This is a genomic window from Rhodococcus sp. ARC_M6 (assembly GCF_022810305.1).
In the GTDB taxonomy this organism is placed as follows: domain Bacteria; phylum Actinomycetota; class Actinomycetes; order Mycobacteriales; family Mycobacteriaceae; genus Rhodococcus_F.
In genome coordinates this window covers 95,426-120,769 of the sequence record NZ_JALGQH010000006.1, presented here as the reverse complement: position 1 = coordinate 120,769, position 25,344 = coordinate 95,426, and the positions used below count along the sequence as shown (strand labels likewise).

Sequence of the window (25,344 nt, the reverse complement as noted above, 5' to 3'; positions counted from 1 at the left end):
CGTGCTGGCATGAGCTCGAGCAAAGACACGGTCGCGTGGATCCTGGAACAGTTGGAGCCGCTCGACGTCCGTGCCCGGGCTATGTTCGGTGAGTACGGGTTGTATTGCGACGAGAAGATCGTTGGCCTGATCTGCGGCGATCTGCTGTTCGTCAAACCCACAAAGGTCAGTGGGGAGTTTGTATCGATGGCGGAGTTGGCACCGCCGTATCCGGGAGCCAAAGACTACTACCGGGTGCCTCGAGAGGGTCTGGACGACGTCGAGGAACTTCAGGCATTTATCCAGCGAACTGCTGACGCGTTGCCGCTGCCCAAGAAGAAATCGCCGAAGAAGAAATTGCCCATTATCGCCGATGAATCACGCTGACCCGACGCGAAGTCGAAGGTGGGTACTTCATCTCGACATGGATGCGTTTTTCGCTTCCGCCGAGCAGTTGACTCGTCCGACTTTGCGGGGCCGCCCGGTGATGGTGGGCGGTCTGGGTGGCCGGGGTGTGGTTGCCGGTTGTAGTTACGAGGCCCGTGCTTTCGGGGCTCGCTCCGCTATGCCGATGCATCAGGCACGTCGATTGGTGGGCGGTGGGGGAGTAGTTCTTCCGCCGCGGATGTCGCTCTATTCGGTGCTGAGCAAGCAGGCATTTGACGCGTTGAGGCTGCGAATGCCGGTGCTGGAACAGTTGTCAGTGGACGAGGCATTCGGTGAGCCGACGGAACTGGCGGGCGCCGGTGCCGATGAGGTTCGCGCGTTCTGTGAGGACATTCGTGCTCTCGTCCTGGCCGAGACGGGATTGGTTGCGTCCATCGGTGCGGGGGCCGGCAAGCAGGTGGCCAAAATTGCGTCGGGCCTGGCCAAACCGAATGGCGTTGCGGTGGTTCCGCCTGGTCAGCAGCGGGATCTGCTCGATCCGTTGCCGGTACGCAAGCTGTGGGGAATCGGTCCGGTGGCGGAGGAGAAACTTAAACGGCTCGGGATCGTGACCATCGGCGGGTTTGTGCGGACACCTCCTGCGGAGGTTGCATCGATCCTGGGCACAACGGTGGGGCCGGGCCTGCACCGGCTGGCTCAGGGCATCGACGATCGTCCGGTCGCGGAGCGTGCGGAGTCCAAGCAGATCAGTGCAGAATCGACGTACGCCACCGACATCGTGACGTTGGCGCAGTTGCGTGCTGCGGTCGAAAACAGTGGTGGCTCTGCCTATTCCAGACTGGAGAAGGACGGCCGCGCTGCTCGGACTGTGGTACTCAAGCTCCGGAAATCCGATATGAGTGTCCTGACCCGATCAGTGACCCTGCCGTATGCAACCCTCGACCGCGCGATCCTGATCGCGACTGCGCAGAAACAGGTGATCGATCCGTTGGAGTTGGGTCCGATCCGGCTTGTCGGGGTGGGTTTTGCCGGGCTGTCGACCGTCCGTCAAGGGTCGTTGTTTCCGGAACTCGACCAGGATGTGCCGGGGTATCTGGTTGAAACGGTGTCGGACGAACCCGACGCACCGGTGCCGGCTCGGGTTCCGGAGAGATACTGGCACCCCGGTCTGGACGTGAGCCATCCAGAATTCGGACACGGTTGGGTGCAGGGTGCTGGACACGGTGTGGTCACGGTCCGGTTCGAAACCCGTTCCACGGGAACAGGAATCGCCAAAACATTTCCCGACGACGACGCGTATCTCCAAGTGGCGGATGCGCTCGGCAGCCTACTCTGAGGAGATCCTTAGACTTTCCACACTTACCGTTGGGTAATGTGATGAAGGACCGCGAGTGCCCACGTTTATGGTGCGCTCGTATGTGAACACCGGAATGGATAGGACTGAGAAGTTGAAGCTTCGTAACATGACCGTCGCAGCCGTCGCGATTGCAGCGGCCCTGACGATGACTGCCTGCAGTTCCAGCGAGACCGAGACCCCGAAGACGACTACCAAGACCACGACGGCCGCTCCTGAAACAACCTCGGTAGCGCTGCCGTCGGCTGCCGACCTCAATGCACTTCTGGTCAAGGGCCTCGACGAGAGTGTTCCCGTCGCGGAGCGTGCCAACCTCGTCGAGGGTGCCGAGGCTGATCCCGAGCTGATGAACCAGGTTGCCGCAGCTGCCAAGGCTGCCAACGCTACGGTCGAGATTCTCGACCCGGTCATCGACACGGGTAGCGATACTGCTTCGGCTTCCTTGAACATCATCGTCAACGGACAGCCGCTCGGTCAGGGCGCTCAGGCGTCCTTCGTGTACTCCGATGGCGTGTGGAAGCTTTCGAAGACCACCGCTTGCGCGATTCTTCCGGTTGCGAACCTGACGTCGCCTGCGTGTGCTTGATTTTCAACTCTGAATAGAAACTGCCGTCGGTCCCTGAAAGGGGGAGCCGACGGCAGTTTTTTCTGTTCAGCAGGTCAGTGATGGAAGCCTTCGGTGACGCGTGGCCGGGGCATCGGAGTGGCGAGTTCGTCGAGGAATGCGGTTTCTTCCTCGATGACGCGCAACAGGCTTGCCGCCAAGTCCATACTCAAGCCGTTCCGCACGACGATGCGTTGAACGGTGAGGTCGGTCAGGTTGTCGGGCATCGGGTACGCGGGAACCAGCCAGCCCTTGGAGCGAAGGCGATCCGACAGGTCGTAGAGGGTCCAATTTTCTGTGTGCCCGGGCTTGAGACGCCACGCGAAGACCGGAATGTCGGTGCCGTCGTTCCAGAGCTCGAAGGCGTCGAGTTTTCCGATGCCCTCCGCCAGGAACTTCGCGACGTCCTGCGAGGACTGTTGGATGCTGCGATATCCGTCGCGTCCCAGTCGAAGGAACAAGTAGAACTGCAGGATCACCTGCGCGCCGGGACGGGAAAAATTAAGCGCGAAGGTCGGCATGCTGCCGCCGAGATAGCTGACCTTGAATACGAGATCATCCGGGAGTAGATCTTCCGACCGCCACACCACCCAGCCCAGTCCCGGATAGACCAGTCCATATTTGTGAGCCGATGTATTTATCGAGTGCACCCGTGGAAGACGGAAGTCCCACTCGATTTCCGGTTGAAGGAACGGCGCGATCATTGCGCCCGAAGCTCCGTCGACGTGAATGGGGACGTCCAGACCGGTCTTTGCCTGGATTGCGTCGAGTGCGTTGGAAATTTCGAGCACGGGCTCGTACATGCCCGTGTATGTAACTCCCATGATCGCGACAACCCCGATGGTGTTCTCGTCGACGTACTTGTCAAGGTCATGCCCGTCGAGGGTGCGATGCTCCTCGCTGATCGGTACGTATCGCGCTTCGACGTCCCAGTAGTTGCAGAATTTCTCCCAGCACACCTGCACTGCCGAACTCATGACCATGTTCGGTCGATCCGTCGGCTTGCCGGCAGCTCGGCGTGCGTGCTGCCAGCGTCGTTTGAGAGCGAGCCCACCCAGCATGCAGGCCTCGGAGGAACCGATGGTCGACGTTCCGATCGCGTCCTTCGGTGACGGTGCGTGCCACAAATCAGCGAGAATTCGCCAGCAATACGTCTCGATTGCAGCGGTCTGCGGATACTCGTCCTTGTCGATCATGTTCTTGTCGAACGATTCGGTGTAAAGGCGAGTGGCGTGATCGTCCATCCACGTGCCCACAAATGTGGCGAGATTAAGGCGGGCATTGCCGTCGAGCATCGTTTCGTCGTGGACGATCTGATACGCGGTTTCGGGGAGCATCCCGTCAGGTTCGAGGGTGTACTTCGAGGCAACCGAATCTTCGCCAGGTCTGGAAAAGATCGGATTTACGGAAACGTAGTCGGAGTGGTCGGCTCTTCTCGGTTCTGGCATTAACTCTGCTCCTCACATCGGTGTGGCGCTTTCGTCTTTTTCCCAGCTCTACTTACCGAACATGGTGGCGGGGGAGTTGTCAAAGGGCAACGCGGTCAAAGTGCCTCTGGTTCCGGTTTTCTCGCATAGTAGAACGACATGGAACGAACAGCGAGACACGCCTTTCAAGGCAAGGCCAAATTCTGTGCCCTGGAAGATACTCAAATTGCTCTACATGCTCGCTCTATTAGTTAGCGGCGCGGCAATCGTCATTCTCGAGAGTGGAGTATTCGCGCGCATCGGGGGCTCACTCTTGGTGCTTGCCGCGCTTGCCTTGTCGCTCTGGACGGTCAGTCCGATCGAGATCGACCACGAGGTCAGGTCCTTCGCCGCGAACGTGTTGGAGATGTTGAAGTTGTTGTCACCGCCGCGCAACTCCACCTTCGCTCCGAGTTCCTGCCACTGCTTCATTGCGTATTCGGCTGCGGCAGAGGTGCTATCGAGGACGTTGGCGAAGATGACTGTCAGGTGCAGAGCGTGACCGCCCTTGGTCAGAACACCGTCGGATCCGGGCTTCCAGCCGGCGTCGCCGAGAGTCTTCTTCGCTGCGCGCACATTCTTTCGCGCACAGGTCCGTATTCGTCATTGCTTCGATTCGGTCCGGTGGAGGAGTGTGAGAGATGGGGGATTGACCCGTCGGCGCCGTCGGGGCGCTGCCAGAGGAGAAGGGTGTCGATCGTGTATGCACGCTCTACCACCATTGATGCGCAGCCGTCGTTCATCGACGTCGGGATCAAACACATGCGCGATACCGTGATGCCCGCGCTTGCCGGCATCGACGGCTGCGCCGGACTGTCCCTGCTGGTCGACCGCAGTTCCGGCCGGTGCATCGTGACCAGTTCCTGGATGGATGAGGATTCCCTTCGTGCGAGTGAAGGACCAGTACTGCAGCTCCGCGCCGGCGCGGCTGAGGTCTTCCACGGCACCGCCACCGTCGCGCGGTGGGACATCGCCGCCCTGCACCGCGACCACCGCTCACGCCGTGGTGCCTGCGTGCGGGTCTCGTGGGTTCACGTCGAGCCGGGCCACCTGGAGCGCGCCGTCGACGTGTACAAGATGGTCTCCCTGCCCGCGATGGAAGAGCTCGAGGGGTTCTGCAGTGCCAGCTTGCTGGTTGATCCTGCCGCCGGTCGCGCTGTGTCGTCGGTGACCTTCGACAGCGCCGCGGCGATGAATGGAAGCAGGAAGGAGTCCGAGACCATCAGAACTTCGGGAATCCGTGAGTCTGGTGCGCGGCTGCTCGAGGTAGGTGAGTTCGAGCTGGCGATCGCTCATCTGCACGTACCCGAGATGGCCTGACAACGATTGTCGCCGAGTGCACCGTCGGTCGGCTTCGGTGAGGTTGTCGGAGCGTCGCGGTGGGTGGACTACTGGTGGCCGCGGGCTGGCCGGGTCTGCAGTTCCGGCGCGGCGGCGTGCAGCAGGGCGGCCCGATCGCGGGTCAACGGCGGATAGATGCGCGCGGTGTTGATGGTGTTCTTGGTGGCCTTGGCCTCGGCGCCCGTCGCCACAACCTGCCGATCCCAGCCCTCGGTGTAGACCGCGCCCGCCGGCCCTAAGTCCAAAACCGTGACATACCAAGGGATGCGGAGGGTCAGCATCGGATTGTCGAGCAGATCGCTGATCACGTTGTGCCCGGCGTAGCGGCCCATCGGCCGGCTGTGCTGGCAGGACATCACTGACTGATGCTGATCGTCCATCTTCGCGGTGGCGACGTCGCCGGCAGCGAACACGCCTGGCACACCGATCACCCGTAGATAGTCGTCGACGGGGAGCCGCCCGAGCCGATCACGCTCGACCGGGAACTGCGAGGTCAACGGGTTTGCCTTCATTCCAGCGCACCAGATGACCGTCGCGGCGGGCACCACCTCACCGGACGACAGCGTCACCCCGCCCTGGTCCACAGCGGCCACGCCCACCCCGGTCAGTGCCTCGACACCGGTGTTGGACAACGCGGCTTCGATGACCGGCCGCGCCGACTCGCCCATATCCGATCCGACGGTGGGGTTGTGGTCCACCAGCACCACGCGCGACGTCACGTCGGCGCCGAACAAGGCCGCGAGCCGGCCCGGCAGCTCGCATGCGGTCTCGATGCCCGTCAGACCGGCCCCGACCACCACCACGGTCGTTGCGGCGGGCGTGGCGGATCCGTCGGCCAGCGCGGCTAGATGGGCCTCGAGTTTCATTGCGCCGTCGTAGGTGTCGACGTCGAACCCGAACTCCCGCAGACCCGGGATATCGGGCCGCACTACACGGCTACCTGCTGCCAGTACGAGGCGGTCGTAGCTATACGCCTGCGCCTGACCACCAACGTTGGTGGAGACCGTCCGTGCATCGGTGTCGATCGTGGTCACGTCCGCGGCGACGTACGCGATCCCGACCGGGTCGAGGACATCGGCCAGTGGGATGCGGCAGGCGCTGAGATCGGCCTCATAGTTGCGCACCCGGATGTCGTGGAAGGGCCGGGCACTGAGCACCGTGATCGACACCTGCCCGGCCGGTATCCCGAGTTCGTCGAGCTGCCGGGCAGCGCCGAGCGCGGCCCACAATCCGGCGAAGCCGGAACCGATGATGATGACATCGCTCATACGTTGAGGGTCTCACGGATCGCGGCGACAACGGGTGCGTGCGGCGTTGGAAAACTGCCTCGACAATCCGCATTTTTCAAGGTCGGGTCGCCTTTTTGTCCGAATCAGGGTTTCGAAGCGCTCAGTGTGAAAGCACGAGGCTAATGAAGTGTGGCCAGTAAGGTACGAATACTTGAGCCAGTTGTGCCGGCGAACTCGGACATGGGTTCGACCAATCGCCGGCGCACGCAACCTCGAGGAGTACAGATGCCACAGCTGTTGCACATCGATTCGTCCGCGGAGTTGGAAACCTCGGTTTCCCGAACATTGACGGGGCTGTTCGCCCAGACCTGGCGTGAACAGGGGGCGGATCACCGTGTCGTCAGACGAGATTTGCACCGCGCGCAACTGCCCCACCTTCCTGATGCAGAGTTGCATTACGCGAAGCGACTTCGGAAGCCGGGCAGTGCGCCCGACGCCCGAGCCGAGGCGCTGCAAGCTGAGTTGATTGCCGAGGTCGCTGCCTCCGATGTTCTTGTCATCGGCGCTCCGATGTACAACTGGTCGTTGCCTTCGACGCTGAAAGCGTGGATCGACTACATCCATGTACTGGGCACGACGGTTCCCTTCGACGAACCGAATCGGCCCTTCTCCGGTAAACCTGTTGTCATCGTGTCGAGTCGAGGCAATACGTACGCGCCGGGAAGTCACAATGCGGGTCTCGATTTTACGATTCCGCCTCTGCGCGAGGTGCTGGGAAGCTCCCTGGGCATGCAGGTTTCGGTTGTCACTGCAGAATTGACGTTGGCCGGGCGCATCCCGCCGATGGCACCTCTGGCAGAACGCGCATCCGCTAGCCTCGAACAAGCTGAGAATGCGGTGCGCGAGTTGGCAATTGAGCTCGGATCCTGATTGGATTCCGCGACTTCCCTTGTCCAAGCCGATGATCCCGTTGTTTACGGGCGGCGTTGTTGCGGTAGACGCGACTGCGGAGAAGGCAGGATTCGGGATCGCTGAAGAACTTGAGTTGCATGCCGGGGATCTCGAATTTTAGTGCTGATTCCACCGAAGGTACGGTCCTGTCATGGCTGACATTGCACAGGAAATTATCATGACGTACTCCTACGGACCAGGCGCCGAGGTGTTCAGCGAGCGACGCGGGTTTATCTCGATTATCACCATTAACCGGCCTAGCGCACGTAATGCTGTCAATGCTGCTGTTGCGGAGGGCATCGGCGACGCACTGGCCGATGCCGAATCCGACCCTCGCATCCGGGTGATCGTTCTGACCGGATCCGGCGACCTGTCATTCTGCGGCGGTGGCGATCTCAAAGCGATGGCAGCAGGAGAGGACCTGGTGCCCAATGACCCCGTGAAGCGGGCACGTGGATTCGGCGGTGTTTGTGAGCATGTGATCGAGAAACCGATCATTGCTGCTGTCAACGGATTTGCGATCGGTGGAGGCGCCGAAATTGCCCTGGCGTGCGATTTGGTTGTCGCCGACCCGAAGGCAGAATTCTCGCTGCCCGAGGTTCGCAACGGATTTATCGCCTCGGCCGGTGGTGCAATCCGGCTGGCGCAGTGGTTGCCGAAAGCGATTGCCATGGAAGTGCTCCTGATCGGAGATCACTTCGGTGCGCACCAGGCCAAGGAATGGGGACTGGTCAATCGGATCAGTGAGCCGGGTGCATCTCTCGAATCGGCACTCGAACTGGCTGCGTCGGTGGCTGCAAACGCGCCGTTGGCGGTGCAGTCCACCAAGCGGCTGGTGGCCGGAATTGTCGATGGCAGTCTTGTTGGCGAACAAGCGGCCTGGGGGCGTTCGTACGCGGAAATGGCGAGGGTGGGAGCGACCCGCGATTCTCGAGAGGGTCCGCTGGCCTTCGCTCAGAAACGTGAGCCCGTCTGGGAAGGGCGATAGCTCTGGCGGGTCCGCATCCATCTTCGCGGGCGCAGGGTAACTCGTGGATGTTGACCGCGCTGCGCACAATGACGGCTACGGGGTCGGAACGATCAATCGCTGCGCCGCAGTAACCGCCATGGAACCCAGCACGTCCGGGGCGATGGGCGTCGGCGCCGTTGCTGAAAGCTGTGTCAGAGTAGTACCGACCGCAGCAACGACAACATCGGCAACAAGTGTGAATCCTTCACTGGTAGTGATGATTCGGTACGAGAAGGACGCGTCGCCGACGCTCGGCTGGTGTCCCGCGCCGACTCGATAGGACACCGTTGTGCCGTCGGCGTCGGTACCGGAATACTCCGCGCAGCCGGCCAGGATATCCTGCATCGTGCGGAAAGCTGTTGCGGCAGTGGCACCGTCGGTAAACGAGGCGCTGTCCTGATCGATGCTCGTGAAATCCGGTCCGGCGAACGTTTTCGTGATCGAAGCGACCGATCCGGGGATCTGGGTGGAGATCGGTGCGAGCACGGCCGCACATGCGGCGGGGTCGGTAGTGGACTTGTCGGAGTCCGACGTCGACGGTGCCGGCGCGAGGCCCAAGTCTTCGACCGGGTCCGGCACGATGTCGAAATCGGCGGGAAGATCACTCAATGTGAGGACGGTCCGTTGCAGTGTCTCCTTGTCCAGAGGAGTGCCGCTGAGATCACCCGACTCGGCTGGGGTGAACGGAACGAGCGAAACTTCGGGAACCGCTGAAGCAATTGCCGAAGAGGGTTCCGCCGTGTCGGAACCGCACCCGCTGACGACGAGGACCGCTGCAACACCGAGTCCGAGTGCGATACGACGCGCCATTACTGCGTCCACCGAATGGTGTTCGTGATGCTCTGTTTGATGACGGACGATCCGTCCGGGTCGCTGTACGCCTGGTCGCCGCCGATCGACATGTCCCCGCTGACGGGAAGGGGCAGTGTCATGTCGACAGTGACAGTCCCGGAACCGGCCATCACGTACTGATCGATGTTGAGTATCCCGGCGTTGCCGGCCAGATTCCAGACACTGCTCTGCGGAGTCTGAGAGACCTCGACGGCGAGAGTGAGACGGTCGCCGTCGCGTGCGGTCAATGTGACGGTGGTGGTCTGATCCAGGAGGATCTCGCTGCTGACCTCCTGCTTGACGGTCCATCGCGCCCCGACTCCGACGGGAGCGTCGGGTAGCGCAACGGTGCGGTAGACAGCCTGACCGAAAGCCTGCTCGATAGCGGCACGGGCGGCGTTCGCGGAATCGCCGGCCGGACGTAGTCGCAGTGCCGTGATGGATCCGGACTCCGTGATGCTCAATCCGGCTCCCGAACCGTCGGCGCCACCGAGCGCTGCTTGCAGTGTCGCGTCGGGAGTGCTCATGTCCGACAGGGTGAGGTCGACCACCGTCGTCGGAGTTTGTGCCGACGCAGCAGTCGTGACAACTGCGTTCAGGGGAATCGTGATTTCGGGTGAGGAGAAGTCTTTGACCGGTTGCTGATCGATCTGCTGACTAACGACGGCAGAGGTGATCAGCGTCGCGGCTTGAGTTGTTCCGACCGGCGGGCTCATTCGAAGGCTTTGACGTGGTTCGATGCCGGCATCGAGCACCTCGACGGTGGAGGCGGTTACCGGAACGGTGAACTCGCTGGGCGTCGCCGAGGAGGTGTTGGGAGGTTGCTCCGAGCCACTACAGGCGGTGAGCAGAGTAGCGAGAGTGAGGGCGGCTGCGAACGCATACGGAACGCGCCTGCCGGACGTAGACAACTGTGGCACGCGCTCCAGGTTAACCGGTTCCCCGAAGTGCCCGGTCGAGGTCGGGGAGTGAGTGCAGGCCGAGCGCCGAACATAGGGGATGATGGTGGCGTGAGTACAGACCACCCAGAACGAGATGTCAACGCGGAGGATCAGCCGATTACCGATTTATCGAAGCCTGACTCGCCGCAGCCCGATGCTCCCCAGCGCCCGCTGCGGTTGGTGATGCTGATCGTGATTGCGGCAGTAATCCTAGTCGCGGACATCCTGACCAAGGTGTGGGCTGTTGCAGCGATCACGCCCGGTCAGCCGATCGAAATCATCGGTGACGTTGTCACTTTCACGTTGGTCCGAAACCCGGGCGCAGCATTCTCGATGGCGACGTCCATGACGTGGATCCTCACACTGGTGGCGATCGGTGTGGTGATCGGCGTGATCAAGATCGGCCGCACACTCCGCTCGCCGTGGTGGGCTCTGGGCCTCGGTCTCGTACTCGGCGGCGCTCTCGGCAATTTGATGGACCGGTTGTTCCGGACACCGGGGTTCATGCAGGGACACGTTGTCGACTTCATGTCCATCGGCTGGTGGCCGGTGTTCAACATCGCTGATTCCGCAATCGTGTGCGGCGCGATTCTCCTGGTCGTCTTGACTCTGTTCGGGTTCGAGCCCAACGGGGAGCGACTCCACAGCGGCAAGTCCGGCAGTGGCAAGTCCGGCACCGACAAGACCGGCGACAGCAAGTCTGAATCCCAAGGGGAAAACAAATGAGGGAATCTCGGTCGATGCCAGTGCCGGACGGACTTGATGCGATGCGCGTCGACGCCGGTTTGGCTCGTCTACTCGGACTTTCCCGCACCGTCGCGGCGACTCTCGCCGAGGAGGGTTCGGTGCTGCTCGACGGCGTTGCCGTCGGTAAGTCCGATCGGTTGCCCGCGGGTTCGTGGCTCGAGGTCACGTTGCCGGAGCCGCCGCGTCCGCTGACCGTCGAGGCGACTCCGGTCGAGGGCATGGAGATCCTGTACTCGGACGACGATGTTGTTGCCGTGAACAAGCCCGTCGGAGTCGCGGCGCACGCCAGCGTCGGATGGACGGGGCCGACGGTGATCGGCGGACTTGCTGCAGCGGGCTACCGGATCTCGACGTCCGGCGCACACGAGCGTCAGGGCATCGTCCACCGGCTCGACGTCGGGACGTCGGGTGTCATGGTGGTCGCTACGTCCGAGCGGGCGTACACAGTGCTCAAGCGTGCTTTCAAGGAACGGACCATCGACAAGCGCTACCACGCGCTGGTGCAGGGCCATCCGGATCCGAGTAGCGGAACCATCGACGCTCCCATCGGCCGCCACCACGGAAACGACTGGCGTTTTGCTGTGCGAGCTGATGGCAAGGCGAGTGTCACGCACTACGACACCATCGAGGCGTTTCAGGCCGCGAGTCTGTTGGACGTTCATCTCGAAACCGGTCGGACACACCAGATTCGGGTCCACTTCTCCGCACTGCGACATCCATGTTGCGGCGACTTGACCTACGGGGCAGACCCGCGGCTGGCCGAGCGTCTGGGTCTCGAGCGCCAGTGGTTGCACGCAGTGTCGCTCGGTTTCGCTCACCCGGCCGACGGCCGGTGGGTCGAGATCAAGAGTGAGTACCCGAAGGATCTCGCGGACGCGCTCGAGGTCCTTCGATCGACGTGACGCTGCGCGGAATCGGTTCCGCGTTGGCCGGCGTGGCAGTTGTCGTGCTGGTGGTTGGCGCAGGACTGATGAATCCGGTGCCGACGGCCCCGATCGGAACGGATTCGCTCGGCCCTGACGGCGGGGAACTGGTTGTCGATTATCTTGATCGGGCACAGGCGACACTGTCGAATGTGGACGGGCCGACCTGGGCGTTGGCGTCTTTCGCGGCACCGATGACTGCCGACGAGGTGATTGCTGCGACGCCCGGAATCAGGGTGTCGGAGGTGCTGTGGCGGGTGCCGATCGACCGCGTCCAGACGCCGTTGGTCTCGATTGCCGTACCGGACAACGACGTGGCGATCAAGCAGTCGCCGGGTGCTGCGGCGACTCGGCTTGCCTCGATGTCCGGGGTGGACGACCGGCAGAAGCTGATTGCCGCTGCGTCAGTTCGATCTCTCTCCGCGGACTGCTCCTGCGCGGTCGGTGTGGTCGTTCGTGGCGATGCCGGTGACCTGGCAGTGCTGGCAACAAATCCTGCAGTGCGGGCTCTCGAGGCGATGCCGGTCGACGGAACGCCGTGGCGCGCGGCAGTTCGGCCGTTGTTGCCCGAGTATGTGGACGTGGTTGTTCCCGGCCCGGACGATGGTCCGATTCCGTGAGTCCGGTCTCGTAACTCTCGTCACTACTACCTCGGATACAGATGCTCGGCCGCCGACCTTGTCGGTAGCGGGGCCTACACTCGATCAAGCTCCCAGACCTTCAGAGAGGCGCACGTGGCTGACTCGTTCGTTCACCTTCACAATCACACCGAGTACTCGATGCTCGACGGTGCGGCCAAAGTCGGCGCCATGTTCGAGGAGGCCGCACGTCTCGACATGACGGCCGTCGGCATGACCGACCACGGAAACATGTACGGCGCCAGCCAGTTCTACAACGAGGCTAAAAAGGCCGGCATCAAGCCGATCATCGGTATCGAGGCGTACATCGCTCCCGAGTCACGGTTCAACACCAAGCGCGTGCTGTGGGGCGATCGTAGCCAGAAGTCCGACGACGTCTCGGGTAGCGGCGCGTACACGCACATGACGATGGTCGCGGAGAACGCGACGGGTCTGCGTAACCTCTTCAAACTTTCGTCGCTCGCCTCCATCGAAGGTCAGCTCGGCAAGTGGCCGCGGATGGACGAGGAGCTCATCGCGACTCATTCCGAGGGCATCATCGCCACCACAGGGTGCCCGTCGGGGGAGATTCAGACTCGTTTGCGACTCGGTCATGATCGCGAGGCTCTCGAGGCTGCCGCGAAGTGGCAGGAGATCTGGGGCCCCGACAACTTCTTCCTGGAACTGATGGATCACGGTCTTTCGATCGAGCGTCGGGTTCGTGAAGGCTTGCTCGATATCGGTAAGCAACTCGGCATTCCGCCCCTCGCTACCAACGACTGCCATTACGTCACTAAGGACGCTGCCGAAAACCACGAGGCACTGCTCTGCATCCAGACCGGTAAGACACTCTCGGATCCCACTCGCTTCAAGTTCGACGGCGATGGTTACTACCTCAAGTCGGCTGCCGAGATGCGGGCGATCTGGGACAAGGAAGTTCCCGGGGCCTGCGACAACACGGTGGCCATCGGTGAGCGTGTCCAGTCCTACGAGGACGTCTGGGCATTCCACGATCGGATGCCGATCTTCCCGGTTCCCGAGGGACATACGCAGCAGAGCTTCCTGCGCGAGGAGGTCATGCGAGGTTTGGACCGCCGATTCCCCAGTGGTCCGCCGCAGGAGTATCTGGCGCGCGCCGATTACGAGATCGGCGTCATCAACGAGATGGGCTTCCCGGCCTACTTCCTCGTGGTCGGTGACCTCATCAACCACGCTAAGGACGTCGGAATCCGCGTCGGCCCCGGCCGTGGATCCGCAGCCGGTTCGTTGGTTGCGTACGCGATGGGCATCACCAACATCGACCCCATTCCGTACGGTCTGCTGTTCGAGCGATTCCTCAACCCCGAGCGTGTGTCGATGCCCGATATCGATATCGACTTCGATGATCGCCGTCGCGGCGAGATGGTTCGCTACGCGACGGACAAGTGGGGAAGCGACCGCGTCGCGCAGGTCATCACGTTCGGAACCATCAAGACCAAGGCAGCCATCAAGGACTCCGCACGTGTGCAGTTCGGTAAGCCTGGTTTTGCAATCGCCGACCAGATCACCAAGGCGCTGCCGCCCCCGATCATGGCCAAGGACATCTCGGTGTCCGGTATCACCGATCCCAAGCACGAGCGGTACAAGGAAGCGGCCGAGGTTCGGGCGCTCATCGACTCGAGCCCCGACGTCGCAAAGATCTACAAGACCGCAAAGGGTCTCGAAGGTCTGATCCGTAACGCCGGTGTGCACGCGTGTGCCGTCATCATGTCGTCCGAGCCGCTGATGGACGCTATTCCGGTGTGGAAGCGCGCCCAGGACGGTGCCATCATCACCGGCTGGGATTACCCGTCGTGTGAAGACATCGGTCTGCTCAAGATGGACTTCTTGGGTCTGCGTAACCTCACGGTCATCGGTGACACGCTCGAGAACATCAAGGCCAACCGCGGTATCGACATCGACCTCGATACCTTGCCGATGGATGATCCGGCTACCTACGAACTCCTCGCGCGCGGCGACACCCTGGGCGTGTTCCAGCTCGACGGCGGCGGTATGCGTGAACTGCTGAAACTGATGCAGCCCACCGGTTTCGGCGACATCGTGGCCGCTCTGGCGCTGTACCGACCGGGTCCGATGGGTGTGGATGCCCACATCTCGTACGCGAAACGTAAGAATGCACTCGAAGTGGTCAGTCCGATTCACCCCGAACTGGAAGAGCCGCTCGCGGAGATCCTTTCGGAGACATACGGTTTGATCATCTACCAGGAGCAGATCATGCAGCTGGCACAGAAGGTCGCCGGCTACACCCTCGGACAGGCCGACTTGCTGCGCCGCGCCATGGGTAAGAAGAAGCTCTCCGAACTTGAAAAGGCGTACGCCGGTTTCCGTCAGGGCATGTTGGACAACAACTTCAGTGAAGCTGCCATCAAGGCTCTCTGGGATACCGTGTTGCCCTTCGCCGGCTACGCGTTCAACAAGTCGCACTCCGCTGGGTACGGGCTGGTCTCGTACTGGACCGGGTACCTCAAGGCGAACTATCCGGCCGAGTACATGGCCGGCCTGCTCACCTCTGTCGGTGACGACAAGGACAAGTCCGCTATCTATCTCGCAGACTGCCGCAGAATGGGCATCACGGTGCTACCGCCGGACGTCAACGAGTCGCGCGTCGACTTCGCGACTGTCGGTGAGGACATCCGTTTCGGTATGGGGTCCGTGCGCAACGTCGGTGCCAACGTGGTGGCGTCCATCATCAAGGCGCGAACCGAAAAATCGAAGTTCACCGACTTCTCCGATTATCTCGGCAAGATCGACGCGATGGCATGCAACAAGAAGGTCACTGAATCTCTCATCAAGGCAGGAGGATTCGACTCTCTCGGGCATCCGCGTAAGGGCTTGATGTTGGTGCATGCCGACGCTATCGACGCTGTCATGAGCACCAAGAAGGCAGAGGCGATCGGCCAGTTCGATCTGTTCGGCGGGGCTGAGGCAGACGAATCCATCGCGTCGGTATTCGACGTCAAGATTCCGGACGAGGAGTGGGAAACCAAGCATCGTCTTGCACTCGAGCGGGAAATGCTGGGGCTCTACGTTTCCGGGCACCCGCTCAACGGCGTCGAACATATTCTCAAGCAGCAGTCCGACACCTCTATCGCCTCGATTCTCGAGGGCGGGGTCCAGGACGGCGCGCAGGTCACCTTGGGCGGCATCATCGCCTCGGTTGACCGCCGGGTGAACAAGAACGGCCTGACCTGGTGCATCGTGACTCTGGAGGATCTGGTCGGTGGCATCGAGGTGCTGTTCTTCCCGCAGGCCTACGCCGTCTACGGGATGGACATCGCGGAGGACGCGATCGTTCTGGTCAAGGCGCGCGTCTCCATCCGTGACGATCGGATGTCGCTGATCGGCAATGACCTTGCAGTTCCGGATCTTTCGGCAATCGGAGTGGCGCGGCCGCTCTCGGTGTCATTGCCGTTGCGTCAGTGCACCAAGGACAAGCTCGGTGCTCTCAAGCAGATTTTGACCCGCCATCCCGGAACGTCGGATGTGCACGTTCGACTGATCGGTGGCACGGAGGTCACGTTGTGGAAGGTTGACGACGTACTACGGGTAGAACCGTCGTCGGCGCTGATGGGTGATCTCAAGGCACTACTCGGGCCGGCTTGCCTGGCGGTGTAGCCCTGAGCCGCTCCGGCTGACAGACCCCGACAAACCCCGTCGAATATGGGTGGTGGAATCTTCCATCGCCGTCATTCGGTGGGGTTTGTCGTTATTGGTTTGGAGTGTTTCGACCTGGATTCAGGCGTAGCGAACCTGGGGCATGCGAGCGGCAGTCGGGAGGCTGCGGAGCTGGCTGCGGCGTTGCAAAGTCGGAACAATGGATTGAGTGCCGGACATGTTCCGCATGATCGCGATAGCTGCCATTCTGACCGGAGCTGCGTGGTGATGGTCAAATTTGAGATGCTTAGTGGGTCCGCAGATCGAGATGGCCGCGATCGCGCCACCGATCGGGCCGATGGGCACGGCGATGCCGCCTATGCCCGTGACATTTTCACCGGTTGCGAAGGCCATACCCTGTTGGCGAATCTTGTCGAGCTCGTCTGCGAGGGCGGGCGAGCCTGCCGCCGGCGCTGTGGCCGAGCAGGCGAGGAGTGCCTTCCCGATCGGTGACTTGTCCGCGGGGAATCGACCCCCGGCGCGGGACGGTAGTGCGGATGCGACGCGCCCACCGATCTTCTCTAGATAGATCACGTCCGAGTCATGGAGGATGCCGAGATGCACGACGTGGCCGGTTACCCGATGCAATTCGTGGAGGAAGGGCAATGCTGCGTGATGTAGGCGATCCTGATGGATGGCAAGAGATCCGAGCTCCATGAGGCGGAGTCCGAGTTCGTAGTTGCGGCCGTCTCGCCGCAGCCATCGCATCTGCACCAGTCGTTCGAGTATTCGATGCGCCGACGATCGCGGTAGCCCGGTCAGTGTGACTACTTGGGTAAGCGTGAGGAGCCCGGGTCCGTCGAAGGCGTCAAGGACCAGCGAGACCCTGTCCAGAATTGCAGTGGGGGCGGAATCGGTACTCCGGACCTGACCGGTCATGTCTTCTCCCTGTTGTAACTGTGTGTTCAGCGAAGCTGTCGATAACTGCCAGCAATGCTCTGATATTGGTATTTCATGAGGAATCGTGACGGATATGCGTCCGGCCTGCGGGGCGCTGACACGTCCCGCGGGCCGGAAGGTCTATTGGTCGTCAGTGCCCCAGATACGTTTCGCCACTCAAGATTCGGTGTCCTGCAATTCGGATTCGCGGCGAGCAATGATCTCGGCAACTTCCTGTTCCCAAGCTGTGATGGCGCGAGTCGTATCGATTTCGAATTCGAAACGGCGAGTCATGTCCGGGGTGATATCCGCGACGTCGACGTAGAACTGCTGATACCAGCGTCGCAGCTGATAAACAGGTCCGTCTTCTTCGCAGAGCAGGGGATTGTCGATGGGAGCCTTGTTCTTCCAGATCTCGACATCCTGTAGGAAACCGCTCTCGACGCCCGTGACGAACTGGACCGCCATCGCGGCGGACTCTTCGTCGGTCATGCCCGGCAGCTTCTTCATCGAGACGCCGTACATCAGGACAAATGAATTCTCGTCGATCGGATAGTGGCAGTTGATCAGCGCCGTCTCGACCTCTGCGCCATTGGCGTTGATCCAGAGTTTGTCGACCATGTACGACGGGCCGAAGTAGGACGCATCCGAGCGCAAATGCTGGTTCGGATCGTTGTAGGACGCCTCGACGTCGAGGCGGGGTGTCGACTCCTGGTACTGCGTCGCGATGTGACCCTCGAAAACGTTCTTAAAAAATCGAGGGAATGACTTGTGGACATAGAAGAAGTGCGCCATGTCTACAACATTGTCGATAATCTCGCGGCAGTGAGAGCCCTTGATGATCTGTGCGTTCCACGTCCAGTCAGTCCACTCGTCAGTGCCGACCCCCTCGATCTGAGGGATGGTGACCTCGTCGGTGGGCATGGAGCCCTCCGGGTCGTGCCAGACAAAAAGTTGGCAGTTGCGTTCGAGAGTGGTCCAGGCGCGAGTGCGAGCGAGCGGAGGTACGCGTCGTGCGTAGGGAATGTCGGTGCATTTCCCGTTGCCGCCCCAGCGCCAGTCGTGGAAAGGACACGCGATCGAGTCGCCCTTTACTTCTCCGAGTGCCAAGTTGCCACCCATGTGTCGGCAGTAGGCATCCAGCACTTTGATGTCGCCCTTGCTGTCGGCGAAGACGACGAGGCTCGTTCCGAATGCTTCGATCTGGTGTGGCTTGCCGTCTCGGAACGTCTCGCTCAGGCCGAGGCAATGCCACCCGCGGGCGAACCGAGACGGTGCGGGTGCAGCCTCGATCAAGCGGATCGCTTCGTCGGTGTCGGTGTCGGTGTCGGTGTTGATGGTGGGGGCGGTGTCGAGCGTCATGTTTCCTCCGTGCCGCGTCGATGTTGCGTCGAGCGCTCAGTCGTTTCCATGTGATCCACCTCATAGAATCTTGAAGTGTGGATGCGGGGAAGATCATCTCCCGGTAGGCGGAACATGGCAGCTGGCCTGTGTCTTTTCAGCCGAAATATGGCATGGGTCAATTTTGTGAGTGCCAGCGCATTGTGGGCTGGCGGCACTGCTCACGACTCCCGTTCACTGGACCGTGTGAATTGGAAATTGTGGCGCCGGTCATAATCGGAGCGTGGACAGTGTCAGTGATTCCCTTGCCGAAGCAATTGCTTCCTTGCTTCCCGAGATCGCCGTGCGTGCTACCGAAGCGGATCGCCGCGGGCGGTTGCATGAGGACACTGTGGACGCTTTGAGTGAAGCCGGGGCATTTGCGCTGTGTATCCCGAATCGATTCGGGGGATCGCAGGCTGATCCGTCTGTATTTCTACGGACGGTGCGTGAACTGGCAACGTCCTGCACATCAGCGGGCTGGGTTACTGCATCCTTCGGGATTGCCGCTTGGCAATTGGCGCTGTTCACCGATGAGGCGCAAGCCGACGTGTGGGGCGGTCTGAGCGGTCCCCGTGCCAGGTTGTGTGGATCGCTCACCCCAGGCGGCACTCTGACTTCGACCGGCAGAGGCCTTGTTCTGCGAGGCCGATGGAAGTACGTCGTGGGAAGCCGCGGATCGGAGTGGGCAATCGTCGGGGCAGTGCTATCGGATCAGTCCGGCGCGCCCGTCGACTTCGTCCTCGTATTGGTGAATGCCAAGGACTATCGGATTGAGGCGGGCACCGATGCCCTCGGGTTGCGTGGGGCGGACATGAACGACCTCGTTGTCGCTGGCGCCTCCGTACCGCAGCATCGAGTGTTCGGAACGGCCGAGCGCGCGAAGGTAAATAGTCGTCACGAACTTCTCTACAGATTCCCACAATCAGTCTTGTACGTGCACGCACTGACGGAACCGATCATCGGTGCAGCGCAGAGTGCGTTGAGTCATCACATCGAGAGTGTTCGGTCGGCTCACGAAACAAGAACGGGCCCACTGTCTTCGGCCGACCGCGACGGCTATGCGTCGATCTCGCGTGCGGCCGGCGACATCGATACCGCTGCTTTGCTTCTGGACCGCAGTATCGAGGTAGCGACGACGGCCACCGAAGAGCATCGAGAACTCGAAACGGGCGAGTGGGTTCGAGGTCGCCGAGATCAGATCCTGGCATTCGAGCGTGTTGTCGCAGCAGTCGAACTGATTTTCGCGACCGCGGGCAACGGTGCGATCGCCGTGGACGATCCGCGTCAGCGAGTGTGGCGAGATGCCCGCACAGCCAGGGTGTACACCGTCCACAGTGCGGAGCGTCCTCTCGAAGTGTATGGACAGTGGGCGACCGGACTGGACGTGAGCGCTGGGTTCCTGGCCATCTGATCGAGGCGACAAACACAGTGAGATATCGGACCAGCAGAGATATTGACCAGCAGGCGAGGAGAAAATGACTACCGGATCTCCGTCGATGATCGAGCGGATGACTCTGATCATGAGTGTCTTCGATACCGACACGTCGATGTTGCGCCTCGTGGACGTTACCGAGCGCACGGGGCTGGCACGGTCGACCACCCATCGGATTCTCGAACAGTTGGTGGGTTACGGGTGGCTTCGACACACGGGCGACTTCTATCTTCTGGGTGCTCGCTCCAAGGAGCTTGGTGCCAAGGTGGTCAACCATTCCCGACTGAGAACCGCCGCTGCACCGATATTGCATACGCTGCACGCCGAGACCGGTTTGGTTGCGCATCTCGGCTACCTGGACGAAACCGACGTAGTGTATCTCGACAAGGTAGGGGGACAGGCGTTTCCGCGAGTGCCGACGCGAGTGGGCATCCGGATTCCCGCGCATGCCACCGCGCTGGGAAAATCGGTGTTGTCGTTTTGGTCGCCTGAGCAGGTGGACACGGTACTTCCTGCGACGCTGTCTGCCCGTACCGCGTCGACGATAGTCGACCGCAGCTTTTTGCATCATGAGCTTGCCCGAATCCGTGCTCGCAACGGACTTGCGTTCGACCGTCAGGAGGTCGCCTTCGGAATCGGTTGTGTGGCCGCGGCATTGCGGGCGCCAACCGGTGTGCACGCCGGCTTCTCACTTTCCGGTGACCTCAGGCCTGGGGTTTTCGAACGCGCGGCACCGGTATTGCTTGCCGCATCGCGCCGCGCGACAGAGACACTGTTCCCCGATGCACCCAGCGATTCTGTTGTGCGCGAAGGTAACGCGGCACCGGCGAGCAGCCGGGTGTTGTCGTGGATGCTCGATATGAGTCGCGGGACCGAACGACTCTGACCTGAGGTACTCCGTCAGCGTTCGTTCTCCCGTTCAGCGGGAGAATGGTGTGACTCCGGCGCGCGGGCGCCTCTATCCTCACGGCACTGCCCGCAGTTGCGGCTACCGGGAAATCTCCTCTGCGACGTTCAACTGACGTCGAGGTGACTCACAATGTGTCTAATCAGTTGCAATGCAACATTTTTCAGAACATTTCCTTCCATTCGTGAGCTCCGGTCAATGTTCATGTGTCGACCCGTCTGCCGATGTGCGCGCGGGTTTTCGAGGATGGTGAAGCTGATGGTGCGATTTATCAGGCAACGAGTGCTGCTTGCCATACCGACGATCCTCATCGTGACATTTCTAGTTTTTGTCCTGATGGAGTTGTCGCCTTCCGATCCTGCTCTGGCACTGGCCGGCGACAATCCGACGCCGGAGAAACTGGCAGAATCGCGAGCCGCGTTGGGACTGGATCGGCCCATGCTGGTCAGATACGTCGAATATCTGGGAAACGCCGTGCGTGGTGATTTCGGGACTTCGCCGATCACACACCAGTCGGTCCTGAGTGATCTGATGTTCCGCTTACCGATTACAGCCGCGTTGGTTCTGCTTTCGCTCATCTTTACGGTTGTCCTGGGTCTGACACTCGGAACCCTCGCTGCCGTCTACAAGGGAGGGGTCGTGGACTGGCTCGCAAATAGTGTTGCCGCGCTGTTGATGTCAGTCCCGCCGTTTGTCGCGGGAGTTCTACTCATCTTGTTTCTCGCAGTATCGTCGCAGATGTTCCCGGCAACCGGATACGCGACGCTGTCGGACGGACTGGTTCCTTGGCTCACGTACATGACCCTGCCTGCGTTGTCTCTCGCACTGATTCCTGCGGCATTGCTTACGCGCCAAGTGCGCAGCGCCATGGTCGACGCTCTCGAAGAGGATTACGTCCGAACCGCGCGGGCGAAAGGACTCCGGCGCGTCACCGTGGTCGGAAAACACGCGGCCAAGAATGCTGCCGTTCCAGTAGTGACTGTCTTGGGATTGGTAGTTACCCAAATGGTCGGTGGCGCAGTAGTGGTGGAGAAACTCTTTGCTATCCCCGGACTCGGGTCGGTGAGCGTAGACGCGGTACTGACTGGTGATCTGGTGACTTTGCAAGGCCTCGTGCTCTTCATTGCACTGGTGGTTACCGCGGTGAATCTACTTGTTGACGCCTCCTACGGCTACTTCAACCCGAGATTGAGAGTCCGATGACGATACCTGAGCTCGAAAAGTTCGAAGTTGTTGTGAATCGGCCGGATTCGCAGAAAGAGGCGCCGGTCGAGTCGAAGTCGTGGTTCCAGCGCAGCAGAGTCCTTCGAAGACTGCTCGCAGACAAGATCGCGATGACTGCCGTCGGAGTCATTACGCTCCTGATCGCAGTGGCGGTATGTGCGGATTGGCTTGCCCCGCAAGACCCGAACAAGGCGTCGATCGCGGATCGCCTGAAACCACCGTCGTCGGCGCACTGGCTGGGTACCGATGAACTCGGCCGGGACGTCCTCAGCCGGTTGATCGTGGCCACCCGACTCGATTTGCTCGCGTCCTTCGAAGCAGTGGGTATCGCACTGGCGATCGGCGTGCCACTCGGACTGTTGGCCGGGTACTTCGGCGGTGTCGGTGATGCCGTAACCAGTCGTGTCATCGATGCTCTGATGACCTTGCCGCCACTCATCCTGGCGGTGGTGATCATCGGCATTCTCGGCCCCGGACTGACTACGGCGATGCTGGCCATCGGCATCCTGATCATCCCGTCCATCTACCGAGTTGTCCGCGCGTCCACCCAGAGCACTCGGTCCGAGTTGTACATCGAAAGTGCCCGCGCCGCTGGATGCGGGCACGGTCGTATCATCTTCAGACACGTACTACCCGCAGTATCAGCGCCGTTGCTCGTCCAGGCTTCCTTCGCAGCTTCGGCAGCCATTGTCGCGGAGGCAAGTCTCTCGTACCTGGGCCTCGGAGCCCGTGCGCCGCAGGCGACCTGGGGTCTGATGCTCAAGGAAGCTGCGTCCTCGCTTGCTACCAGCAGCTACCTGCTGTTTCCTCCCGCAGTCATGATCTCGGTGACAATCTTGGCACTGTCACTGCTCGGTGACGGCCTGCGGGACGCCATGGGACGACAGAACAAGGAGGGAGGCAAGTGACTACTCTTGATCAGACGGTGGTCGTCGACAAGGCCGCCGGTTCGGACGTCGTTCTGCAGACCACCGGTCTCACAGTGGAAGTCAGTACTGAGCACGGTTGGGTTGAGGTCGTGTACGGCGTTGATCTGACGGTTCGGCGTAACGAGACCGTGGGACTGGTCGGTGAATCCGGATCCGGAAAGACACTGACCTCGCTCGCCGTCATGGGGTTGCTCCCGGAGAACGCACGAATCAGCCGCGGCGACGTCAGGCTGTCCGGACGAACCATCTCCGGGTTGTCGGAGAAGGCGCTCAGTGACATCCGCGGTGTTCAGGCCGCGATGATCTTCCAGGAGCCTCGGCGTTGTCTGAATCCGGCATTCACGGTGGGTGATCAAGTGGCTGAATCCTTACGTAGACACCGTGGTTGGTCACGCAAGCAGGCGAAGGCGCGAGTTATCGAACTGTTCGACCTTGTCGAGATCCCCGATGCGGCTCGTCGAATCGACCAATACCCGCACGAGTTCAGCGGTGGCATGTGCCAACGGGTCATGCTTGCAATGGCGTTGGCCTGTGATCCCGAACTGTTGATCGCAGACGAACCGACCACGGCTCTGGACGTGACCGTGCAGCGCCAGGTTCTCGAACTCATCCGAAGGTTGCAGGGAGAGTTGGGTCTGGGAGTCCTGCTCATCACCCACGATCTGAGTGTCGTTGCCGAGATGTGTGATCGGGTGACCGTCATGTACGCCGGACAAGTTGTGGAGTCGGCAGCAGTGGATCCCCTGTTCTATACGCCGAAGAACCCGTACACGAGTGCCTTGCTGCAATCGATGCTGGAGCCCTCCGGGCGCGGGGAACCGTTGGGCTACATCCCCGGATCCGTCCCGCCGCCCCATCTGTTTCCGTCGTCATGCCGTTTCCGAGAACGCTGCACACACGCAGTCGAATCCGTGTGTGGTCGAGAAGTGAATCTGGAAAATGTGAGTGCAGCGCACCTGACCCGGTGTGCCCGAGCTGCCGATCTGGCTTTACCAGGAGTGTCCGCATGACTGTGCAATCGAGCGAACGAGCAGTGTCGACGGGCCGGGCAACACTGTCCGTTCGGGGCCTGACAAAGACTTACGGGAACGGACCTACTCTGTTGCGTCGTAAGGGTTCTACCTTCACAGCTGTGGATTCGGTGGACCTCGAAATCGCGCCTGGCACAACTATGGGGTTGGTGGGGGAGAGCGGGGCCGGCAAATCCACAGTCGGGCGGTTGGTGCTTCGCCTCATCGAACCCGACTCGGGCTCGATCGAACTGCTCGGGACCGACATTGCAGAACTCGGGCGCCGCGAGCTCGAGAAGATGCGTTCGGATGCCACCATGATTTTCCAGGATCCGTACACTTCGCTCAATCCTCGTATGCTGATCAAGGATTCGGTGACCGAGCCGCTGTTGGTCAAGGGCGGAAGCTCTCGCGCCCAGCGATACGCCAAGGCCACGGACATGATCAAGCGAGTGGGTCTCACGGCGGCTCACCTCGAGCGTTACCCGTACGAAATGTCGGGTGGACAATTGCAGCGTGTGGCAATCGCACGGGCATTGATCACCGATCCGAGTTTCATGGTGTGTGATGAACCGGTGGCGGCTTTGGACGTCTCCACCCAGGCGCAGGTGATCAACCTGCTTCGAGACCTTCAAACCGAGCGAGGCTTGGCCTATCTGTTCATCTCACATGATCTTCGGTTGGTACGCCTTATTGCAGACAACGTTTCAGTGATGAAGCGGGGACGGATCATGGAGACGGGTGACGCGGTCGCGGTGTTCGATCACCCCAAGCACGAGTACACGCGAGAATTGCTCTCGGCGATTCCTGGTCGTAGTCCTCGTTTGAGACGCTTCTCGCGCTGAGCACGGGGTAGTAGGTACCGTCGACGAAATTGCAGGCGGTACCTACTACCTGGCTGAGATGTCGCTGCCCCGTCGGATGCCGCCGTCCAAGTAGACGGGTACTCTGCCAATGCCGCCGACCCGGTCCACAACTGGGGAACGGCTTCGATGCCCGACAATTCGCCGTCGAGTTGACGACCACCGTCGTTCGACACCACAATGCCGTCGGCCCCCAGTTCTACCGCTGCTGCAGCGTCCTCGGGATCGAGAATGCCTTTGAGTCGTTTCCCACCGTGGCCGGCGTGCTGCGTCGAGCACGCTGGTTGGTGTCAGGCTGGGCGGAATTCCCATGCCGCGCTTGCGTTCACCTTCTCGATTTCCGGGGACGGGTACGTCGACGGTGACAATCAATGCACTGTATCCGGCATTGCGTGCTCGGGCCACGAACTTCTTGGCCAAGGATTCTCCGGTACGGACGCCTGCCGACGGTCATTCCGTGGGGGAGAGGACGACCGGCAGGCTCAACGGTGTATTTCCTACCGTGACAGCGAGATCGGTTCCTTCTTTACCGGTGAGAACTCAAGGCTGCAGTGTCCACTGGTCGTGATCAGCTTCGTTCGCGACGAGCGGCTGAATTTAGAGACGAACATGGCAATACCCAGTGATCGAGGCGGTTGTTCGGCT

General features: G+C 61.1%; 23 protein-coding genes and 1 pseudogene. 16 read left to right on the top strand and 8 right to left on the bottom strand.

Annotation, left to right across the window (positions count from 1 at the left end; translation table 11 throughout):
• The first annotated feature begins 9 nt into the window (after nt 1–9).
• From MTX36_RS09985 to MTX36_RS09975, 3 genes are all read left to right on the top strand, one after another.
• On the top strand, nt 10–366 hold the full coding sequence (locus MTX36_RS09985; RefSeq protein WP_243619587.1) for a TfoX/Sxy family protein: 357 nt from the start codon (nt 10–12) through the stop codon (nt 364–366).
• Nucleotides 353–1,702, top strand: coding sequence for a DNA polymerase IV (locus MTX36_RS09980; RefSeq protein ID WP_243619586.1), 1,350 nt, complete (start codon nt 353–355; stop codon nt 1,700–1,702). Before MTX36_RS09985 ends, MTX36_RS09980 begins: the two co-directional genes overlap by 14 nt.
• A 112-nt stretch (nt 1,703–1,814) precedes the next feature.
• A complete protein-coding gene (locus MTX36_RS09975) occupies nt 1,815–2,306 on the top strand; it encodes a hypothetical protein (protein ID WP_243619585.1) in 492 nt (163 codons plus the stop codon).
• Nucleotides 2,307–2,380: 74 nt separating this feature from the next.
• Here MTX36_RS09975 and MTX36_RS09970 read toward each other — a convergent pair whose 3' ends face one another.
• A complete protein-coding gene (locus MTX36_RS09970; RefSeq protein WP_243619584.1) occupies nt 2,381–3,772 on the bottom strand; it encodes a glutamate decarboxylase in 1,392 nt (463 codons plus the stop codon).
• A 210-nt stretch (nt 3,773–3,982) separates the two neighbouring features.
• Entirely contained in the window at nt 3,983–4,366 is a 384-nt protein-coding gene (locus MTX36_RS09965; protein WP_243619577.1) for an ABC transporter substrate-binding protein, read from the bottom strand.
• Nucleotides 4,367–4,480: 114 nt separating this feature from the next.
• On the opposite strand from MTX36_RS09965, the gene MTX36_RS09960 reads away from it, so the two are divergent.
• Nucleotides 4,481–5,110: a hypothetical protein gene (locus MTX36_RS09960; protein ID WP_243619576.1), complete on the top strand. Its 630-nt coding sequence runs from the start codon at nt 4,481–4,483 to the stop codon at nt 5,108–5,110.
• 68 nt (nt 5,111–5,178) lie between these two features.
• Here MTX36_RS09960 and MTX36_RS09955 read toward each other — a convergent pair whose 3' ends face one another.
• Nucleotides 5,179–6,399, bottom strand: coding sequence for an NAD(P)/FAD-dependent oxidoreductase (locus tag MTX36_RS09955; protein ID WP_243619575.1), 1,221 nt, complete (start codon nt 6,397–6,399; stop codon nt 5,179–5,181).
• A 246-nt stretch (nt 6,400–6,645) separates the two neighbouring features.
• Between MTX36_RS09955 and MTX36_RS09950 the strand changes: the two genes are divergently transcribed.
• Nucleotides 6,646–7,290, top strand: a complete 645-nt coding sequence (locus tag MTX36_RS09950; RefSeq protein WP_243619574.1) for an FMN-dependent NADH-azoreductase — start codon at nt 6,646–6,648, stop codon at nt 7,288–7,290.
• Nucleotides 7,291–7,462: 172 nt separating this feature from the next.
• On the top strand, nt 7,463–8,299 hold the full coding sequence (locus tag MTX36_RS09945) for a crotonase/enoyl-CoA hydratase family protein (RefSeq protein WP_374230459.1): 837 nt from the start codon (nt 7,463–7,465) through the stop codon (nt 8,297–8,299).
• A 75-nt stretch (nt 8,300–8,374) separates the two neighbouring features.
• Here MTX36_RS09945 and MTX36_RS09940 read toward each other — a convergent pair whose 3' ends face one another.
• Together MTX36_RS09940 and MTX36_RS09935 are read right to left on the bottom strand one after the other, a co-directional pair.
• The gene (locus MTX36_RS09940; protein WP_243619573.1) at nt 8,375–9,130 is read right to left on the bottom strand and encodes a sensor domain-containing protein; all 756 of its coding nucleotides are present in this window, start codon (nt 9,128–9,130) and stop codon (nt 8,375–8,377) included.
• Nucleotides 9,130–10,071 (bottom strand): hypothetical protein, encoded by a 942-nt coding sequence (locus tag MTX36_RS09935; protein WP_243619572.1) that lies wholly within the window; start codon nt 10,069–10,071, stop codon nt 9,130–9,132. The genes MTX36_RS09940 and MTX36_RS09935 overlap by 1 nt, the downstream gene beginning before the upstream one ends.
• 90 nt (nt 10,072–10,161) lie before the next feature.
• Here MTX36_RS09935 and lspA point away from each other — a divergent pair, with 90 nt between their 5' ends.
• The 4 genes from lspA to dnaE all read left to right on the top strand — a co-directional run bounded on the left by lspA (nt 10,162) and on the right by dnaE (nt 16,033).
• Complete coding sequence (gene lspA / locus MTX36_RS09930) at nt 10,162–10,818, top strand: signal peptidase II (protein ID WP_243619571.1); 657 nt, start codon at nt 10,162–10,164, stop codon at nt 10,816–10,818.
• Nucleotides 10,815–11,741 (top strand): RluA family pseudouridine synthase, encoded by a 927-nt coding sequence (locus tag MTX36_RS09925; protein WP_243619570.1) that lies wholly within the window; start codon nt 10,815–10,817, stop codon nt 11,739–11,741. Before lspA ends, MTX36_RS09925 begins: the two co-directional genes overlap by 4 nt.
• Nucleotides 11,738–12,382, top strand: coding sequence for a hypothetical protein (locus MTX36_RS09920; protein ID WP_243619568.1), 645 nt, complete (start codon nt 11,738–11,740; stop codon nt 12,380–12,382). Before MTX36_RS09925 ends, MTX36_RS09920 begins: the two co-directional genes overlap by 4 nt.
• Before the next feature lie 114 nt (nt 12,383–12,496).
• Nucleotides 12,497–16,033 carry a DNA polymerase III subunit alpha gene (gene dnaE / locus MTX36_RS09915; protein ID WP_243619566.1) on the top strand — a complete coding sequence of 1,179 codons (3,537 nt, stop codon included), beginning with the start codon at nt 12,497–12,499 and terminating at the stop codon, nt 16,031–16,033.
• A gap of 120 nt (nt 16,034–16,153) precedes the next feature.
• On the opposite strand, the gene MTX36_RS09910 is transcribed toward dnaE, so the two are convergent.
• Nucleotides 16,154–16,951: an IclR family transcriptional regulator gene (locus tag MTX36_RS09910; protein WP_243619564.1), complete on the bottom strand. Its 798-nt coding sequence runs from the start codon at nt 16,949–16,951 to the stop codon at nt 16,154–16,156.
• A gap of 177 nt (nt 16,952–17,128) precedes the next feature.
• A complete protein-coding gene (locus MTX36_RS09905; RefSeq protein ID WP_279394421.1) occupies nt 17,129–18,313 on the bottom strand; it encodes a Rieske 2Fe-2S domain-containing protein in 1,185 nt (394 codons plus the stop codon).
• A gap of 262 nt (nt 18,314–18,575) precedes the next feature.
• On the opposite strand from MTX36_RS09905, the gene MTX36_RS09900 reads away from it, so the two are divergent.
• From MTX36_RS09900 to MTX36_RS09875, 6 genes are all read left to right on the top strand, one after another.
• Entirely contained in the window at nt 18,576–19,745 is a 1,170-nt protein-coding gene (locus MTX36_RS09900) for an acyl-CoA dehydrogenase family protein (RefSeq protein ID WP_243619561.1), read from the top strand.
• 64 nt (nt 19,746–19,809) lie between these two features.
• Nucleotides 19,810–20,652: an IclR family transcriptional regulator gene (locus MTX36_RS09895; protein ID WP_243619560.1), complete on the top strand. Its 843-nt coding sequence runs from the start codon at nt 19,810–19,812 to the stop codon at nt 20,650–20,652.
• 279 nt (nt 20,653–20,931) lie between these two features.
• Entirely contained in the window at nt 20,932–21,876 is a 945-nt protein-coding gene (locus MTX36_RS09890; RefSeq protein WP_176459649.1) for an ABC transporter permease, read from the top strand.
• Nucleotides 21,873–22,805 (top strand): ABC transporter permease, encoded by a 933-nt coding sequence (locus MTX36_RS09885; RefSeq protein WP_243619558.1) that lies wholly within the window; start codon nt 21,873–21,875, stop codon nt 22,803–22,805. Before MTX36_RS09890 ends, MTX36_RS09885 begins: the two co-directional genes overlap by 4 nt.
• Complete coding sequence (locus MTX36_RS09880) at nt 22,802–23,836, top strand: ABC transporter ATP-binding protein (RefSeq protein WP_243619556.1); 1,035 nt, start codon at nt 22,802–22,804, stop codon at nt 23,834–23,836. The genes MTX36_RS09885 and MTX36_RS09880 overlap by 4 nt, the downstream gene beginning before the upstream one ends.
• Entirely contained in the window at nt 23,833–24,681 is an 849-nt protein-coding gene (locus MTX36_RS09875; protein ID WP_243619554.1) for an ATP-binding cassette domain-containing protein, read from the top strand. The genes MTX36_RS09880 and MTX36_RS09875 overlap by 4 nt, the downstream gene beginning before the upstream one ends.
• Here MTX36_RS09875 and MTX36_RS09870 read toward each other — a convergent pair.
• Nucleotides 24,600–25,119: pseudogene (locus tag MTX36_RS09870) on the bottom strand (alpha-hydroxy-acid oxidizing protein). The gene MTX36_RS09875 and the pseudogene MTX36_RS09870 sit on opposite strands and share 82 nt — an antisense overlap.
• Nucleotides 25,120–25,344: the final 225 nt, after the last annotated feature.